Source organism: Daejeonella sp. AP26, assembly GCF_056680515.1.
This window is the reverse complement of sequence record NZ_CM155286.1, coordinates 4,355,458-4,370,978: the sequence shown is the minus strand read 5'-3', so window position 1 is coordinate 4,370,978 and position 15,521 is coordinate 4,355,458. Positions and strand designations below refer to the sequence as shown.

At 43.1% G+C, this 15,521-nt stretch carries 14 protein-coding genes; 3 read left to right on the top strand and 11 right to left on the bottom strand.

Going from position 1 to position 15,521, the window contains the following annotated elements:
- Positions 1-46: 46 nt before the first annotated feature.
- From thrC to thrA, 3 genes are read right to left on the bottom strand one after another with little or no spacing between them, the layout of a single operon-like run.
- Positions 47-1,351: a threonine synthase gene (thrC, locus tag AC1MCB_RS18615; RefSeq protein WP_479966224.1), complete on the bottom strand. Its 1,305-nt coding sequence runs from the start codon at positions 1,349-1,351 to the stop codon at positions 47-49.
- A complete protein-coding gene (locus tag AC1MCB_RS18610) occupies positions 1,351-2,283 on the bottom strand; it encodes a homoserine kinase (RefSeq protein ID WP_479966223.1) in 933 nt (310 codons plus the stop codon). The genes thrC and AC1MCB_RS18610 overlap by 1 nt, the downstream gene beginning before the upstream one ends.
- Positions 2,284-4,734: a bifunctional aspartate kinase/homoserine dehydrogenase I gene (gene thrA / locus AC1MCB_RS18605; RefSeq protein ID WP_479966222.1), complete on the bottom strand. Its 2,451-nt coding sequence runs from the start codon at positions 4,732-4,734 to the stop codon at positions 2,284-2,286.
- A 301-nt stretch (positions 4,735-5,035) separates the two neighbouring features.
- On the opposite strand from thrA, the gene rsgA reads away from it, so the two are divergent.
- The 3 genes from rsgA to AC1MCB_RS18590 all read left to right on the top strand — a co-directional run bounded on the left by rsgA (position 5,036) and on the right by AC1MCB_RS18590 (position 6,840).
- Positions 5,036-5,956: a ribosome small subunit-dependent GTPase A gene (rsgA, locus tag AC1MCB_RS18600; RefSeq protein WP_479966221.1), complete on the top strand. Its 921-nt coding sequence runs from the start codon at positions 5,036-5,038 to the stop codon at positions 5,954-5,956.
- 99 nt (positions 5,957-6,055) lie between these two features.
- On the top strand, positions 6,056-6,514 hold the full coding sequence (dtd, locus tag AC1MCB_RS18595; protein WP_479966220.1) for a D-aminoacyl-tRNA deacylase: 459 nt from the start codon (positions 6,056-6,058) through the stop codon (positions 6,512-6,514).
- Positions 6,514-6,840 (top strand): nucleotide pyrophosphohydrolase, encoded by a 327-nt coding sequence (locus AC1MCB_RS18590; protein ID WP_479966219.1) that lies wholly within the window; start codon positions 6,514-6,516, stop codon positions 6,838-6,840. Before dtd ends, AC1MCB_RS18590 begins: the two co-directional genes overlap by 1 nt.
- Positions 6,841-6,846: 6 nt before the next feature.
- On the opposite strand, the gene AC1MCB_RS18585 is transcribed toward AC1MCB_RS18590, so the two are convergent.
- From AC1MCB_RS18585 to AC1MCB_RS18550, 8 genes are all read right to left on the bottom strand, one after another.
- Entirely contained in the window at positions 6,847-7,566 is a 720-nt protein-coding gene (locus tag AC1MCB_RS18585; protein WP_479966218.1) for a 2-phosphosulfolactate phosphatase, read from the bottom strand.
- A gap of 69 nt (positions 7,567-7,635) precedes the next feature.
- Positions 7,636-8,712, bottom strand: a complete 1,077-nt coding sequence (gcvT, locus tag AC1MCB_RS18580; RefSeq protein WP_479966217.1) for a glycine cleavage system aminomethyltransferase GcvT — start codon at positions 8,710-8,712, stop codon at positions 7,636-7,638.
- Positions 8,713-8,768: 56 nt separating this feature from the next.
- On the bottom strand, positions 8,769-9,971 hold the full coding sequence (locus AC1MCB_RS18575; RefSeq protein ID WP_479966216.1) for a glycosyltransferase family 4 protein: 1,203 nt from the start codon (positions 9,969-9,971) through the stop codon (positions 8,769-8,771).
- Between the two features lie 90 nt (positions 9,972-10,061).
- Positions 10,062-10,661, bottom strand: a complete 600-nt coding sequence (locus AC1MCB_RS18570; RefSeq protein WP_479966215.1) for a ribonuclease HII — start codon at positions 10,659-10,661, stop codon at positions 10,062-10,064.
- An 89-nt stretch (positions 10,662-10,750) separates the two neighbouring features.
- Positions 10,751-11,995, bottom strand: a complete 1,245-nt coding sequence (locus AC1MCB_RS18565) for a PP2C family protein-serine/threonine phosphatase (RefSeq protein ID WP_479966214.1) — start codon at positions 11,993-11,995, stop codon at positions 10,751-10,753.
- A 53-nt stretch (positions 11,996-12,048) separates the two neighbouring features.
- Complete coding sequence (locus tag AC1MCB_RS18560) at positions 12,049-13,197, bottom strand: ABC transporter permease (RefSeq protein WP_479966213.1); 1,149 nt, start codon at positions 13,195-13,197, stop codon at positions 12,049-12,051.
- A gap of 138 nt (positions 13,198-13,335) precedes the next feature.
- Positions 13,336-14,469 (bottom strand): glycosyltransferase family 2 protein, encoded by a 1,134-nt coding sequence (locus AC1MCB_RS18555; protein WP_479966212.1) that lies wholly within the window; start codon positions 14,467-14,469, stop codon positions 13,336-13,338.
- Complete coding sequence (locus tag AC1MCB_RS18550; RefSeq protein WP_479966211.1) at positions 14,450-15,424, bottom strand: lysylphosphatidylglycerol synthase domain-containing protein; 975 nt, start codon at positions 15,422-15,424, stop codon at positions 14,450-14,452. Before AC1MCB_RS18550 ends, AC1MCB_RS18555 begins: the two co-directional genes overlap by 20 nt.
- Positions 15,425-15,521: the final 97 nt, after the last annotated feature.

The following is a 15,521-nucleotide window of genomic DNA, read 5'->3' as shown; positions in this document are numbered from 1 at the left end:
TTAGGATATTACTTTTTTAGCCTGAATACGATTCAAAGCGTTCAGGCTATTTTGTTGACAATAGAAAGCGCTTGAAAGACTTGAAATCCGGTGTCATCTTAACAGATTTCTTTTCAGCATCATTGGAGAACTGGGTTTGAATTGAGACTTTTTCGCGCATCTCCCCTTCATAAGTTTCCGGAAATTTCGATGGGTGTGCAGTTGACAGGAATATCGCTGAAGACTGATCCTGCGGAAATTCATTGCGCCATGATTGCACACCCAGCCATGCTACTGCTGTATGAGGGCAGGCAATGTATCCGTACTGATTGTAAATCTGATCAACGGCTCCCAATGTATCCACATCATTGAAACTGTAGCTTTTCACCATCTTTCTGAGGCTCTCAAGATCATTGTGAAATAAGTCTAAAACTCTAACCCAATTACTTGGATTTCCGACGTCCATGGCATTAGATATCGTTTGGATTGACTTCCGGGGCTCATAAATTCCGGTCTCAAGAAATGAGGGAACGGTATCGTTCAAATTGGTTGCTGCCAGGAATTTCTTGACAGGCAGTCCCATCTTCCAGGCTAATAACCCTGCTCCTATGTTTCCAAAGTTGCCGCTGGGCACTGAAAAAATAAGGTCCGTAACGCCGTTGCGCTTCATTTCAGCATAGGCGTTGAAATAGTAGAACGTCTGCGGTATCAGCCTGGATATATTAATTGAATTGGCTGAGGTTAACCGCAAAGCTTTGTTAAGCTCGACATCATTAAAAGCCTCTTTGACTAAGGCCTGGCAGTCATCAAACGTCCCTTCAACCTCAATTGCGGTTATATTCTGTCCATTAGTGGTGATTTGTAGTTCCTGAATGTTACTAATCTTACCCTGTGGATACAAGATAGTCACCCGTGTGTTCGGCACTCCCAAAAAGCCGGCCGCTACAGCGCCGCCGGTATCGCCGGAAGTTGCGACCAGGATATCGAGCATTTGTTCCCCTTCGTTCAAGAAATAGCTCATTACCCTGCTCATGAAGCGAGCTCCAAAATCTTTAAAGGCTAATGACGGACCATGAAACAGCTCAAGCACGTAGGTCTTGTCTTCCAATTGCACTACAGGTGCGGGAAAGTTTATGGCATCATCAATAATTGACCGCAAGGTGTCTTCCGGGATCGCATCCTCCAATAATGCGTGAGCCACTTTGAACGCGATCTGTGTCATCGAATAGCGATCAATATTCTGGAGAAAATCTGCGTCAAGTGCCGGAATGTTTACCGGCATATAGAGCCCGTTATCAGCCGGCAGACTGTTGAAAACTGCCTCCTGGAACTCTACTCGCAGCGTAGGATTGTTGGTGCTATATAACTGCATTAATCTATAATTTTAGGTCCTGCGCTGTTGATGGCTGAGGTATATGATTTAGTGTTAATATGGATTGACGACAAATACTCGGTCAGAACTTGGGCTATACGAACTGCTTCATCTTCGTTTTTCGTAAAAGAAAAAACAGAGGGGCCTGAACCTGATATACCAAAACTAATGGCTCCATTCTGCATAGCTATTTCCCTCAGCTTATAAAAACCAGGAATAAGCATCGCTCTTGCTGGTTCAATAATAATATCCTGCATACTGCGGCCAATCAGATCGGTATCCTGCATAAACAGTCCGGACACCAAACCTGCTATATTCCCCCATTGAGTGACAGCATCCTTTAATAGTACCCGGCTACGGATCAATTGTCGTGCATCACGTGTGGGCACATCTACATCCGGGAAAACAATGGCGCAATGCAGATCCGGCGGATAAGGAAGTCGAATTATATCCAGCGGCTCATAGCTTCTTATTAGTACAAAGCCGCCAAAAAGTGCCGGCGCTACGTTATCCGCATGCCCTGTACCACAAGCTATCTCCTCGCCTTTCATCGCAAACGGAAGTAGATCAGTCAAGGAAAGCTTGCTTGAAAACAACTGATTTACCGCATACAACCCAGCCACCGTACTCGCCGAGCTTGAACCTAATCCGCTGCCAATAGGCATTTTCTTATGAAGTTCTATCTCAATACCCGCATCAGGGTTACCGATGGCAGCCAGGTAATGCTGAACACTTACTGCGACTGTATTTTTTGCAGGATCAAGCGATAGACGACCGTCATCACCGCTGATTTTGCTGATGCGAATGCCCGGCTTATCTGAGAGGCGCATTACCACTTCATCACCCGGATTATCCACTGCAAATCCTAATATATCATATCCACAGACCACATTGGCGACTGTAGCAGGGGCAAAAACTTTGATTGTTTCCATCTATTCGGCTCCTACATTAATCAGATCAGCAAAAACCCCTGCGGCAGTGACTTCAGCACCGGCACCCGGACCTTTAACAACCATCGGCCGTTCCGAGTACCTGTCAGTAGTGAAGGAAATAATGTTATCACTCCCTGAAAGCATATAAAACGGGTGATTTTCATCAACCATTTGCAGGGATATCTCAACATTACCGTCCTCAAGTTTACCTATGTAACGAAGCACTTTCCCGTCCTTTTCTGCTTTCGCTTTCAATTCATTAAAGTAGGACGCTGACGCTTTCAACTGCTTATAAAAATCTTCGACAGATTTAGCTTCCCTGCATGCAACAGGGAGCAGGTTTTCTATAACTATTTCATCGGGTTCGAGCGGGTAACCGGCATCGCGGGCAAGAATGAGCATCTTGCGCATGAAATCCATGCCACTGAGATCATCCCTGGGGTCAGGTTCGGTAAATCCTTTCTCCTGAGCCATCCTTACTATATCATGAAAATCTGCGCCGTTTTTGAAGTTGTTAAATATAAATGAGATCGTTCCGGAAAGAATTGCTTCTATTTTCCGAACCCGGTCGCCGCTGATCATCAAATCTCTCAGGGTTTTGACAATGGGCAAACCGGCACCTACATTCGTCTCATAATAGAAATCCACTCCATAGCTTCGGGCAGCATCTTTAAAACGGCGGTATCGCTCGTAAGGACCGCTGTTGCCTACCTTATTGCAGGTGACCACAGAAATGCTTGCACATAAAGCTTTTTCGTAATGCACAACAGGTTCTTTGCTGGCGGTATTATCTACCAGCACACAATTCGGCAGGTTCAATTCGATCATCCTGGTAATGAATGTATCCAGATTCGCTGTTTCACCTTTGGCGTTTAATTCCTGCGACCAATTCTGCAGGCAGATCCCTTCCGGATTGATATGCATTTGACGGGTATTGGAAATTCCAATGATCCTTACCTGTATATCATTGTGCTCCCTGAGAAAGTCGCTATGAGAGTGCAGCTGTTGAAAAAGGGTAGTTCCAATCTGTCCTGTTCCCAGGCAAAACACATTCAGAGTCTTTTTAAGCTGGGTGAAGAATGCCTGGTGAACTGCGTTCAACCCTTTCGCGAGATCTTCCCTGCTCACAATAACGGAAATATTATATTCAGAGGAGCCCTGGGCGATCGCACGAACGTTAACGCCGTTCCTGCCAAGTGCATGAAACAAACGTCCGGCAATGCCGGGAGTATGACGCATATTTTCGCCAACGATGGCCAGCGCCGAAAGTTCACTTTCAATGACTGGCTCATCGAGCTTCCGGGCTTGAATCTCCAGATCAAATTCACTTAGGATTAACTGCCTTGCTTTTAAAGCGTCCTGCGGATTAACAGCGAAGGTGATGCTATGCTCTGATGACGACTGGGTGATCAGGATCACGCTGACCATCTCACGGGCTAGCATCGAGAATAACCGGCCGCTGAAACCGGCTTTTCCCACCATTCCGCTTCCCTGTAAATTCAATATACTGATCTCGTTGATTGATGATATACCTTTTATAGGCAAGTTCGAGCGACTGCAGTTGGCCTTTATTACTGTTCCTTCGAAATCAGGTTGAAAAGTATTTTTAATAACAATAGGAATCTTCTTCAAAAACGCCGGTATCATAGTAGGCGGATAGATAACCTTCGCCCCGAAAAAAGATAACTCCATCGCCTCGATATATGATAGATCGGTAAGCGGGAAGGCCTCTTTTACAATTCGTGGATCGGCAGTTAGCATCCCGTTTACATCTGTCCAGATCTGTATTTCTTCGGCATGTAAGGCTGCCGCGAAGATCGAGGCAGTATAGTCACTCCCACCACGACCCAGCGTAGTTACTTTACCTTCGCCGTTACTGGCAATAAATCCTGTAACAAACAGCACCCTGCCGGGATTTTCATTGTAATAGCTTTGGATCAGCATCTCCGACATTTCAGTATTTACTTTCGCCTGGCCGAAGGTGCTATCTGTTTTGATCAGCAGGGAAGCGTCGGTATAAAGGGCTTGAGGGATCGACTCTTCTGCAATTTTGCTGAGCATAAAAGTAGAACAGCGTTCCCCATAACTTAATACCAAATCACGGGTTCTGGGCGTAAGTTCTGAAAGGCTTTGCACGCCCTGTAAGATGTCTTCCAGATCATTGAAGAGCAACTTCAGCCTTGTAAACATAGGATTTTGACGTTGGGGATCTATGAAAGCCTTAATCACATCGAAATGCCGTGCTTCAAGTAATTTAAGCTCCTGTTCATAGTTCTGCCCGTTGGCAGCATTCTCAGCCATTACGCCGAGCAGGTTCGTAATCCCGCCCATAGCCGAAAGAACGATCACCGGGTTACCGCATGACTGTATTTCCTGACGAATTATTTGCAAGAGGGATTGAATACTTTCAACTGAACCTACCGAGGTACCACCAAATTTTAAAATCTTCATAATAATGACCTAATAAAAAAGGCCTTCCCTGTTTGAAGGAAGGCCTGGTTAAATTGCTTTATTTTAAATTACACCAAAGGTTACTTCCGCCGCATCATTTCTGACGTTGTGGATGTAAGCGTAATGATGGTATAAATTGTGTTGTTCATGATATTGCTACTTTTGTAAAGTAAGGGCTTTCTTATTAAGTTATCAACAATAAGCGTCACTTTTAGAAAGATTGCAACGAAAGCATCAAGAATATATCAATGCTAAAAAAAACGGATTTAAATCCATGGTCAAATTATAACTTTACCAATTCATGCAGGGATTAATAATCAAATCAACAGGCAGTTGGTACCGGATTTTAGCAGAAGACGGGAATGAAATAGACAGCCGCATCAAGGGGAAGTTTAGAACGAAGGGTATCACCACAACTAATCCGCTGGCTGTCGGCGATATTGTAGACTACGAAATCGAGCCCGATCAGGCGACCGGTATTATCACTAATCTTCATGAACGTAAAAATTATATAATCCGCAAATCTATAAACCTTTCAAAGCAGGGACAGATCATAGCGGCTAATCTGGACCAGGCTTTTCTAATTGTTACTTTAGCTTCTCCCCGAACTTCTTTGGGATTTATCGACCGCTTCCTGGTTACCGCTGAAGCTTATCATATTCCCGCAAAGCTGATCTTCAACAAACTGGATCTATTTAGTGACGAGGGCCTGGAGATACTTGCAGAATACCAGTCGCTTTACGAAAATATCGGTTACCCTTGTTACAGTGTGTCAGCCTTACAAAAGACCCACCTTGATGTGATCAATGAGATGCTCAACAACAAAGTTACATTGATCACCGGCCATTCAGGCGTTGGGAAATCAACGCTGATCAACGCTTTGTTGCCAGGTTCAGAACTTAAAACTGGCGAGATCTCTGACTGGAGCGATAAAGGTAAACACACCACCACCTTCGCCGAAATGTTTACATTGCCCCATGGAGGTTTCCTGATCGATACCCCCGGGATACGTGAACTTGGGGTGATAGATATTGAGAAAGCTGAACTGGGACCATTATTTCCGGAAATGCGGGAATTAATGAGTCAATGCAGATTTCATAATTGTCGTCATATCAACGAACCCGGATGTGCCGTCCTTCAAGCCGTAGAAGATGAGGAGATCGCCGGATCACGGTATGACAGTTACCTGAGTATTTATCATGGGAATGAAACGAGGAGTTGAAATCAATGAAGCAATGAACCTACTTGTCGATTTGACAATTCAATCTCGACAACTACCACCATTAACAAATTAGCAAATCAACACATTAACACATTACCATTGAGAGCAGTTATACAGCGGGTGTCAGAAGCTTCAGTAAAAGTGAATGGAGAAACAACCGGGCAGATTAATACCGGTTTTTTAATATTACTTGGAATAGCTGAGGATGATACGGAAGAGGACGTTAAATGGCTTGCACAAAAGATTGCCAATCTGCGGGTGTTTAATGATGAAAATGAGCAGATGAACAAATCTCTGGAAGCTGTAAACGGAGAGATCCTGTTAATTTCTCAGTTCACACTATTCGCGCAAACTAAAAAGGGCAATCGTCCCGGCTTCACCCAGGCCGCAAAACCTCAAAAAGCAATACCTCTTTACGAATTGATGGCTGCCAGACTCGAACAGCATATCGGCAAGCCTACCCGGAAAGGAATATTTGGCGCTGATATGAAAGTCAGCCTGCTGAATGACGGCCCTGTTACAATAATTATGAACACGAAAGATAAAGACAATTTCTAATGACTATCGAAGAAGCCCAGCAAGCCGTCGACAACTGGATTACTACTACCGGGGTTCGGTATTTCAGTGAGTTAACCAACATGGCTATGCTGACTGAAGAAGTTGGAGAAGTAGCCAGAATTATAGCCCGAAAATACGGAGAACAATCATTTAAGAAATCGGATGAAGCCGCAGATCTTAGTGATGAACTTGCTGATGTACTTTTCGTGCTGATCTGTCTCGCTAATCAAACGGGAATCGATTTGACGCAAGCCTTGCATAAAAATCTCGAAAAGAAAAGCATCCGCGATGCGGAGAGGCATAAGAATAACAATAAACTGAAGTAAGAAAGACTAGTGACAGATCATCTTAACAAGCCTGTCTCCCTCAAGTACCGGGATTGAGGTAGTAATATCCACGTTTAAGCAAAAGCGTATATCTTCTTCAATGCCCAGTCGCTTTAACCTTTCACTATGCGACGTCTTTTTGAGGTAGCCATCCAGATCATTCTTTCCCGCTATGTAGAGATCTTCAGCCGCGATAGACGAGTCGTCAAGCGAATATGCTTCATCCTTAAGTTTATTAATAACAGCGCCGGCAAACAAGGTATCTTCGAGGTTAAACTTGTTTTTCCATCCGGCGCAAAGCAGAAGGACGTCGTGGGGCTGAACTCGCAGCCAGTTGCTTAAGGCGGTGAGATTAAGGAATGAACCGATAACAATTTGACGGGCAGCCCTTGACTCATTGATCGCATGAGTACCGTTTGTTGTTGTTAAAACAACTATTTTGCCCTTAACTTTATCGCAGGAGTAAGCAAAGGGTGAATTCCCAAAATCAAAACCATCTACAACTTCTCCATTTCTTTCAGCCGCCAGCAAGTAATCAGTATGCCTGTAGGATTCACAAACTTCAATGGTTGCAACGGGGATAATTGCTTCCACTCCATTATCTATGCCGTAACAGATGGAAGACGTGGCCCTAAAAATATCGATAACCACAACAATACTTTCGCGAATATCATACAAATGAAGCAATGCCGGGGTCAGACACACTTCCAATTTACGTTTATTCATATTTGTTAATGCGGCTGCCCGGAAATGAGCACGAATGAAAATACTTTGCTTTTTAATATGGGCATCGGGTTATTTGAAAGGGAATTTTACAACTTGAGCCTTTACCTTCTTATCCCGGATATTGATGAATATCTCTGATCCTTCTTTAGCAAAAGCCTTTTGCACATACCCCAAGCCCACTGCTTTCTGCAAGCTTGGCGCCTGCGTTCCGGAAGTGACTTTTCCTATCTTGTTTCCATCAGCATCAAGGATCTCGTAATCATGGCGTGGGATGCCTCGATCGATCATCTCGAAACCCACGAGCTTTTGTTCAACGCCCTTTTCTTTTTGAGCGGCAAGGTTCTCTGAGTTAACAAAATCTTTTGTGAATTTAGTGATCCAGCCCAAGCCAGCTTCAAGCGGAGATGTAGTCTCATCAATATCATTACCATAAAGACAAAATCCCATTTCCAGTCGGAGAGTGTCACGGGCAGCTAAGCCGATGGGCTTAATTCCGTAAGGTTCGCCGGCTTCAAATATTTTATTCCAGATTTCCTCCGCGTGATCGTTATCGAAATAAAGTTCAAACCCACCGCTGCCAGTATAGCCTGTAGCAGAGATCAATACATTATCAACCCCTGCGAAAATTCCCTTTTTAAAGGTATAATATTCCATTGATGCGAGATCTATCTCGGTCAGACTTTGCAAAGCTTCTATTGCTTTAGGCCCCTGAACGGCCAATAAAGAGGTGCGGTCTGAAATATCTTTTATCTCCACACTATTCGTATTGTATTTGGAGATCCAGTTCCAATCTTTCTCAATGTTTGATGCATTAACTACCAACATGTATGTTTTCTCATCGATACGATAAACAAGAAGGTCGTCTACAATACCACCCTCTTCGTTTGGGATGCAGGAATATTGAATCTTTCCGTCAAACAACTTGGATGCATCGTTAGAAGTTATCCTCTGAATCAGGTCTAAGGCACCCTCGCCTTTTAAAATAAATTCGCCCATATGGCTCACATCAAAAACACCTACAGCCTTACGTACAGTCTCATGTTCGGCATTTACCCCTGCATATTGAACGGGCATATTAAAGCCTGCAAAAGGAACCATTTTAGCGCCCAAAGCATGGTGCTTATCATTTAGTGCTATTGTTTTCATGTGTATAGGTTACGGAATTTTATTTGCGGCAAAAGTAACTAAAAAAGCCGAAAGGCTTATTCGAGGATCAACTTCTGATAAAAGTCCATCATTCGCTTTGTGGCTCCCTGGATATGATGATCTTTCTCAAATAATAACCGTGCATACTCGCCGATCCTTTCGACCATTCCGGCGTCTGTAGTGCACTGAAGAATGTATCGATAAAAATCATCGGCTGTGTCGGCGATCAGTATGTTTTTGCCATGCTCGTATCGAATTCCTTCAGCGCCGAGCGAACTGGAAATAATGCATTTTTTCATCGCCATGCCTTCAATAATTTTCACCCGCATGCCGCTGCCAGCCAGCAACGGAACTACCATGATCGACTTCGAATTCATAAAATCCTTAGCGTCGTCCAGGTCTGGATAAACTCTTATTGTTCTGCCGGCAAGATCCATGATCTCCTGCGGAATATTATATCCTGCAATATGAAGAGTAAGACCGACATTTAGTTTTTCAAGATCATCCCAAACATTATCAAGGAACCAACTCAATCCCTCCTGGTTAGGTAACCAATCCATTGAGCCCAAATGGAAAATCGAGAGAGCTTCAGCCTGCTCAGGATGTGGTAAATAGTCTTCAGGGTCAAGCATTACAGAAAAGTTCTGCATAAGAACATTGCAACCCTGGTACTTAAGTTCTCTCAGATCAGCATCATTCAGGGTCACTACGGCATCGAACTTATTCATATTCTCGAACTCGTACTGGCGCAGCTTCCTGGATATATGGGCCAAGTACAATTTGCGGATAGGTGACCTTTCCGCGATGGCAAGTTGCTCCCATACCTGATATTCGATGTTATGAGCCCGGTACACTATTTTTGCCTGGCTTAGCTGGCGCACAACCTGCAAATAAGGACCGACGAACAATCCCTCAAATTGAATGATATCGTACTGATTTTTCCGAAGGATGTTTTTAAGCTGACTTACCGCAGCAGCTTTAAAAAACCTGAATACATTAGGCGATCTTTTAGACATCGCGCTTTTCACTTCATCCCAGCTATTTACGTCGATGTTTATGGAACAGGTAACAAAGGAGATTTGATCCAGCAAGGGATCTTTCAAATTCCGGACAGGCACATAGTGCTTGTTGGTGTTCAGACTGAAAAGGGTCACATCGGCACCCTCGTTTACCGCGCCTTTGATCGAATTATACACCACAATCGGGTAACCGCCCTGAGGCGGAAACGGAACGCGGTTAGTAATGTATAATATCTTCATTAAAACGATTTTGACTAGTGTATTCGGATTACACTTTCGAATAAATACGAATTTACACCCTGTAATACTTTGCTATAAGCAGCAGACAGCCTATTCAAAAAGATCCAGTTGGGGATCGGTAATACGAAAAGTTCGCCTGTGATAGGGCGACATACCATGTTCCATTACTGCTTCACGATGCCTGAGAGTCGCATATCCTTTGTTCGAGAACCAATGATATTCAGGAAATTCATTTGATAAGCCATGCATAAAATCGTCCCGGTAGGTTTTAGCAAGTATAGAAGCGGCTGCAATCGAGAAATATTTGCCGTCGCCCTGTATAATGCACTCATGAGGAATGTCCTTATACTTCTTAAATCTGTTGCCATCCACTAAGATAAGCTGAGGACATATCTTTAGCTGTTCCAACGCTTTGTGCATTGCCAGAAAAGATGCGTTTAAGATATTAATGCGGTCTATTTCGAGGTGATCTACCTGTGCCACAGCAAATGCCAATGCTTCAGTTTCTATATATGTTCTAAGCTCATATCGCTCTTTTTCGTTGAGCTGCTTAGAGTCGGTTAAAACCTCGTGCTGAAAATCTTTAGGGAGAATAACGGCTGCTGCAAATACAGGACCCGCCAAACAGCCGCGGCCCGCTTCATCGCAACCGGCTTCAATCAATTCGTATTGGTAACAGGGTAATAGCATTTAAAATCTTTTATAGCAAAAACACGTAAAACGGAGACCGTAAAGTTACAATGCTTACAAAAGAAAACCCTGATGTTTTTAAAACCTTTTTAAAGGATGCGGATAGATAGGATTGTGATGTCGTCTGAATTCATCTCTGCTTTGTAGCTGCTTTTTATACTACTGAGAATTTTCTTATTCAGATCATCTACCGGAAGGGAAACCGATTTCTTAAGGTATCCAACAAGTTCATCGTCAGATATAAAAACATTCTCATCATCGCTCTCTACCAGGCCATCCGTGTAGTTGAAAATCAAACTTCCGGGAGGCAAAACCTCATTTCCGGTTTCTATAAAAGGAAGGTTGTCGAAGGCACCTATAATAGTGGTACCGGTTTTCAAGAATTTAATCTCTTTGCCGCTAATCAGTATTGGTGCATTATGCCCGGCATTAACATATTGCAATTCGCGGTTTGCCTCTTTGTAGCGACCTAAGAACAAGGTAATAAACCGTTCTCCATTGGTGTTGGAGGAAACAATTTCATTCAGCTTGGTAACAATCTTCGCCAGATCCTCTTCTACAGAAGCCCAGGCTCGCAGGCTAGCCTGGAGATTCGCCATCAGTAACGCTGCAGACACTCCCTTACCAGAAACGTCAGCGATACACCACATAAACTCGCCGGGGTTGGTCTTGATGAAATCAAAATAATCACCCCCGATATTTTGGTTAGGCAGATAGGTTGCTCCCACTTCTACTGATCCAGTTTTTGGCAGCACCTGGGGCACGAGCATATTTTGAACTTCACCGGCAAGCTCCATGTCACGCTGCATAAGCTCCCGCTGCACACTTTCTTTAAAGAGTTTCTTATTTTCCAATGCCACCACAATTACATTGATGAGCGTCTGGATAAAACTCAGATCATTTCCTATCAGTTCAGGTTTGATGTTAAAATCACCTAAAAGCACAAAAGCCTGCGAATCTTCCTTGTGAAAGATGGGCACATAATAGTCGTAGACGTTTACTAGTGGATCGGGGTGGGATTTCAGTTCATTTATACCGCTGGTATCCTGCAATACAAGGCATGTTTGCTGCAGCACTTTGGCATTTTCCTTTGGACCACCGAAACGAGTGGCACAATAAAAATGACCTCCTTCTTTTATTAGAAGTCTCATTTTGCCAATCTTTAAGTGAACGTTCAGGATAACCTGAAGCATTTCAAATAACACGGTTGCCGGACTGTTTCTGTTAATAGCCTGTGTAACCTCGAGAAGCGAATTAAGCTCTGCCTGTCTTTTGAGTAGAAGTTGAATTAATTCCCCTTCGTCTGTTTGACTTGAAGTTTGAAAGTGTACCAATACAAACGCTTCTGTTAGTGTGAACGCTAAATTTATAAAATTATATGAGAATGTTACACAATTGTATTTTGTGATTTTACATCAAAGGCATCCTGAAGGCCTATTGCGACTAAATTAAATGCATAAACCATCAGCATTATTGCTAATCCCGGCAAAATGGCCAGATATGCTGCATCAATAATAATATAACCATAATGTTCTTTAATCATTCCACCCCACGTTGGCATGGGCGGCTGAGCGCCAAAACCTAAGAAACTTAAACCGGCTTCAAGTAGTATGGCAGACGCAAAGTTGGAAGATGCAACTACCAGTATCGGTCCCGCCAAATTGGGCAGTATATGTTTCATGATGATCCGGCCATCGGTAAAACCTAATGCTTTTGCTGCCTCCACATACTCAACCTGCTTCAGTGCAATCATCTGACCCCGTACCAACCTGGCCACTTCTACCCACATAGATAAACCTACGGCTATGAATATCTGCCAGAAGCCTTTTCCTAATGCAAATGAAATGGCTATGACCAATAACAATGCAGGCAAAGACCAGACTACATTCATCAGCCAGCTGATGGCAGCGTCCACGCGACCGCCATAGTATCCTGCCACTGCTCCCAAAGTGATCCCTATAAAAAGAGATATAAAAACAGCCATTACCCCTACAGATAGTGAGATGCGGATACCGAGAATTAGCCGGCTTAAAAGATCACGGCCATAGATATCTGTACCCAGCCAGAAAGTCTTTTCAACTATCTGTTGCTCTTTTATTAATTTCTGCCGCTGCTTGATATCACTGCCAGCAATCCGATAATTTACTCCCAGAACCTGCTTTAACGAAAAACCGGTTTCTTCAGCTACCTCTTCGTCACCTATATATTCCCTTACGATGATCGAATCTGCTTTGAACCTATAAGAAGTAATAGGCACCTGTCGATATGAAAGTGGTTGGCCATAAAGCATCTGCTGAAAAAAATTCAACGTTTCTATTTTCCGATTCTGATTTATCTTCAGGATGGTGAATGAAGACCCCGGCTTTTTTATGCTGAGTTGTAGCAGCATGTTATTTGCCATTGGCGATTTATCGGGCATTACTATGTACCCTAAAAAGCCTGTTAACATCATGACAACAATAATCACAACGCCACTTACTGCAAGCTTATTCCTTTTAAATCTTATCCATGTCCGCTGTGCAGGCGAGTAATCCATATTGTTTTTAGTTAGGTGCTATTGTTATTCCGCGTATGGTGTAAACTTATGAACTCAAGGCCAAACTACCCAAAGTTCTCGTGATAAGCCCAGTGATCTAACCGACTAACAATCGCCCCGCTTCGGCAACCTGTCAGCCTACCTGACCATCCTGTCCTTCCAGTTATATTTACCGGAGTTTCCGGCTACACCAATATAAACGAAATAAAAAACATGAATAATGGACAGCATGGGCTGAAAAAGCAATAAACCCCGACGGCGTGAAAACCGGCTCATAGGTATGAGAAAAGCGAGTTCCGCGATACATTTAAGTAAAATACTTAAACCAGCCAGCCAGAAAAAAGCAGGATCATAAAATCCCAGAATCGTGTTAACGATTATAAACAGGTTGAATAGCCAGATGGAAACACCTAAAGCCACTATTCCTTTATTTTTATACCTGGTACTTTTAGAAGCCCACCGTTTCCGTTGTTGTATAAAAGCTCTCAGGTTTGGCTTAGCATGCGTGTAAACGATCGCGTTTTGTGATTTACAGAAGCCTATTCCATCCGGGTAATGGGAAGCCACCTTGTGCAGAAGCAGCTCATCGTCACCGGAAGCAAGATCATCAATACCCCGGAAACCTTTCACTTCATAAAAGACATCTTTACGATAAGCGAGGTTTGCACCGTTACAGGTAGATGGCATCTTCTGTCCGATGGTAGCAGCACCTAATCCGATGAGATACAAAAACTCCAACGTCTGCATCTTTTCGAAAGAATTCTTCTCCTCGAAAAAAGCCACAGGCGACGAGATCATCTTAAAATTATGCTGCTGATAATAATCAGAAATCGTTCTTAACCATTGCGACCCCATCCTGCAGTCGGCATCTGTAGTTACAATCAGTTCGCCGGTTGAAATTTTTATCGCTTCAGATATTGCTTTCTTTTTATATGAGTTTAGAGGTCTATCTTCGTTCAACTTTAGCAGGACTACACCCTGGTCTGAGTACGAACAGATGATCTCGGAGGTACGATCTGTAGAATGGTCGTCAACAACAATTATTTCTAAAAGCTCTTTCGGGAAATCCTGCGCTAGTATATCCTGAATAGTGTAATCCAGCTTATCTTCCTCGTTACGGGCAGCAATAATAACGGTGATGCGGCTTGTTGGCTTCCGGCCGGAGCTTTGGTAATCCGGCAGATTTAGCCAGCCTTTCCGCAGATAAAATACAACACCTACATACCATAGAGTAAGAGTGGCTGTAAGAACACTAGTTACGATTGTTACCAAAAAAGTTGAGTTTTAAGACGAAAACGGAGCCTAAAATAGCAGGAATAATCAGATTAACCAGCCAGATGCAAGCGGTGGCGGCCATAATCGCTATATCCTGGCCAGTAATAAAAGAAAAGAAGTACGTCGCCGTCATGCTTCTCACGCCGATATCAAGCAGATCCAATGAAGGTAAAGCCGACTGGACAAAGAATAAAATAAAGATCATCATCACCATGTCAAACAGGGCGATTTCGGGTATAAGTAAAAAGATAAGAAGACAATACTGAGTGGTAAATACCGCAAATCGGGAAATGCAGTAAAGAAAGACCTGCCAAAGTTCCTTTTTGCTATACCGTCCTAAAATGCTAAAGAACCTTTGAAAAGGCTTCAGAAACCTGATTCGGGATATTAATCCATATAGCCAGCGGATATTAAAATAAAAGAGCAGGAAAAATCCACAGAAAATAACTACTAAAAAAATCAAGGCATAATACACCACAATGTTGGGATGTAAAAACTTTCCGATGAACCACAACAATGCGAGAGCCCCCAGGATATTGGTGATTACCATTTGACCAATGGCACCCACTCCCATCGCGATTGCTCCGATAACCCGCTTACGCGGAGAAAGAAAAAATACCCTTCCTCCATATTCACCAATACGATTGGGAGTAAATACAGCCCATGTTAAGCCGCAAAAAACTGATTCAACCGCTTTCCAAAGGCTAATCTTTTCAATGCGTTGTACTAAAAATTTCCACTTTAAAGCCTCCAGAAACCAATTCAGGAACATGAGGAGGAAGACTGCGAACAGAACAAGATATACGCTTTTTGGCGATAAGGCTTTGGCCAGCGAGTTAAAGTTGCTGATATTTTCGTTATCGCTCAGCTTTTTATAAATAAACCAGAACGCCAGAATTAAGATCGCGGCTTTAAAAACAATGCTTAAATACTTTTTGCTCTTTTGGTTCAACGAATGGCTAGTTTACTGCAATGTTAAGAAAAGCGATTTCTTAATTCGAATTTTTAAGGATTAGCTATAGAGAGGTACAATTTGTAAATAATTTTAA

Coding starts and splice junctions, on each gene's coding strand:
- thrA (WP_479966222.1), bottom strand. CDS start 4,734: ATGAAGATTTTAAAATTTGGTGGTACCTCGGTAGGTTCAGTTGAAAGT.
- gcvT (WP_479966217.1), bottom strand. CDS start 8,712: ATGAAAACAATAGCACTAAATGATAAGCACCATGCTTTGGGCGCTAAA.
- AC1MCB_RS18575 (WP_479966216.1), bottom strand. CDS start 9,971: ATGAAGATATTATACATTACTAACCGCGTTCCGTTTCCGCCTCAGGGC.
- AC1MCB_RS18570 (WP_479966215.1), bottom strand. CDS start 10,661: ATGCTATTACCCTGTTACCAATACGAATTGATTGAAGCCGGTTGCGAT.
- thrC (WP_479966224.1), bottom strand. CDS start 1,351: ATGCAGTTATATAGCACCAACAATCCTACGCTGCGAGTAGAGTTCCAG.
- AC1MCB_RS18590 (WP_479966219.1), top strand. CDS start 6,514: ATGACTATCGAAGAAGCCCAGCAAGCCGTCGACAACTGGATTACTACT.
- AC1MCB_RS18560 (WP_479966213.1), bottom strand. CDS start 13,197: ATGGATTACTCGCCTGCACAGCGGACATGGATAAGATTTAAAAGGAAT.
- AC1MCB_RS18585 (WP_479966218.1), bottom strand. CDS start 7,566: ATGAATAAACGTAAATTGGAAGTGTGTCTGACCCCGGCATTGCTTCAT.
- AC1MCB_RS18610 (WP_479966223.1), bottom strand. CDS start 2,283: ATGGAAACAATCAAAGTTTTTGCCCCTGCTACAGTCGCCAATGTGGTC.
- rsgA (WP_479966221.1), top strand. CDS start 5,036: ATGCAGGGATTAATAATCAAATCAACAGGCAGTTGGTACCGGATTTTA.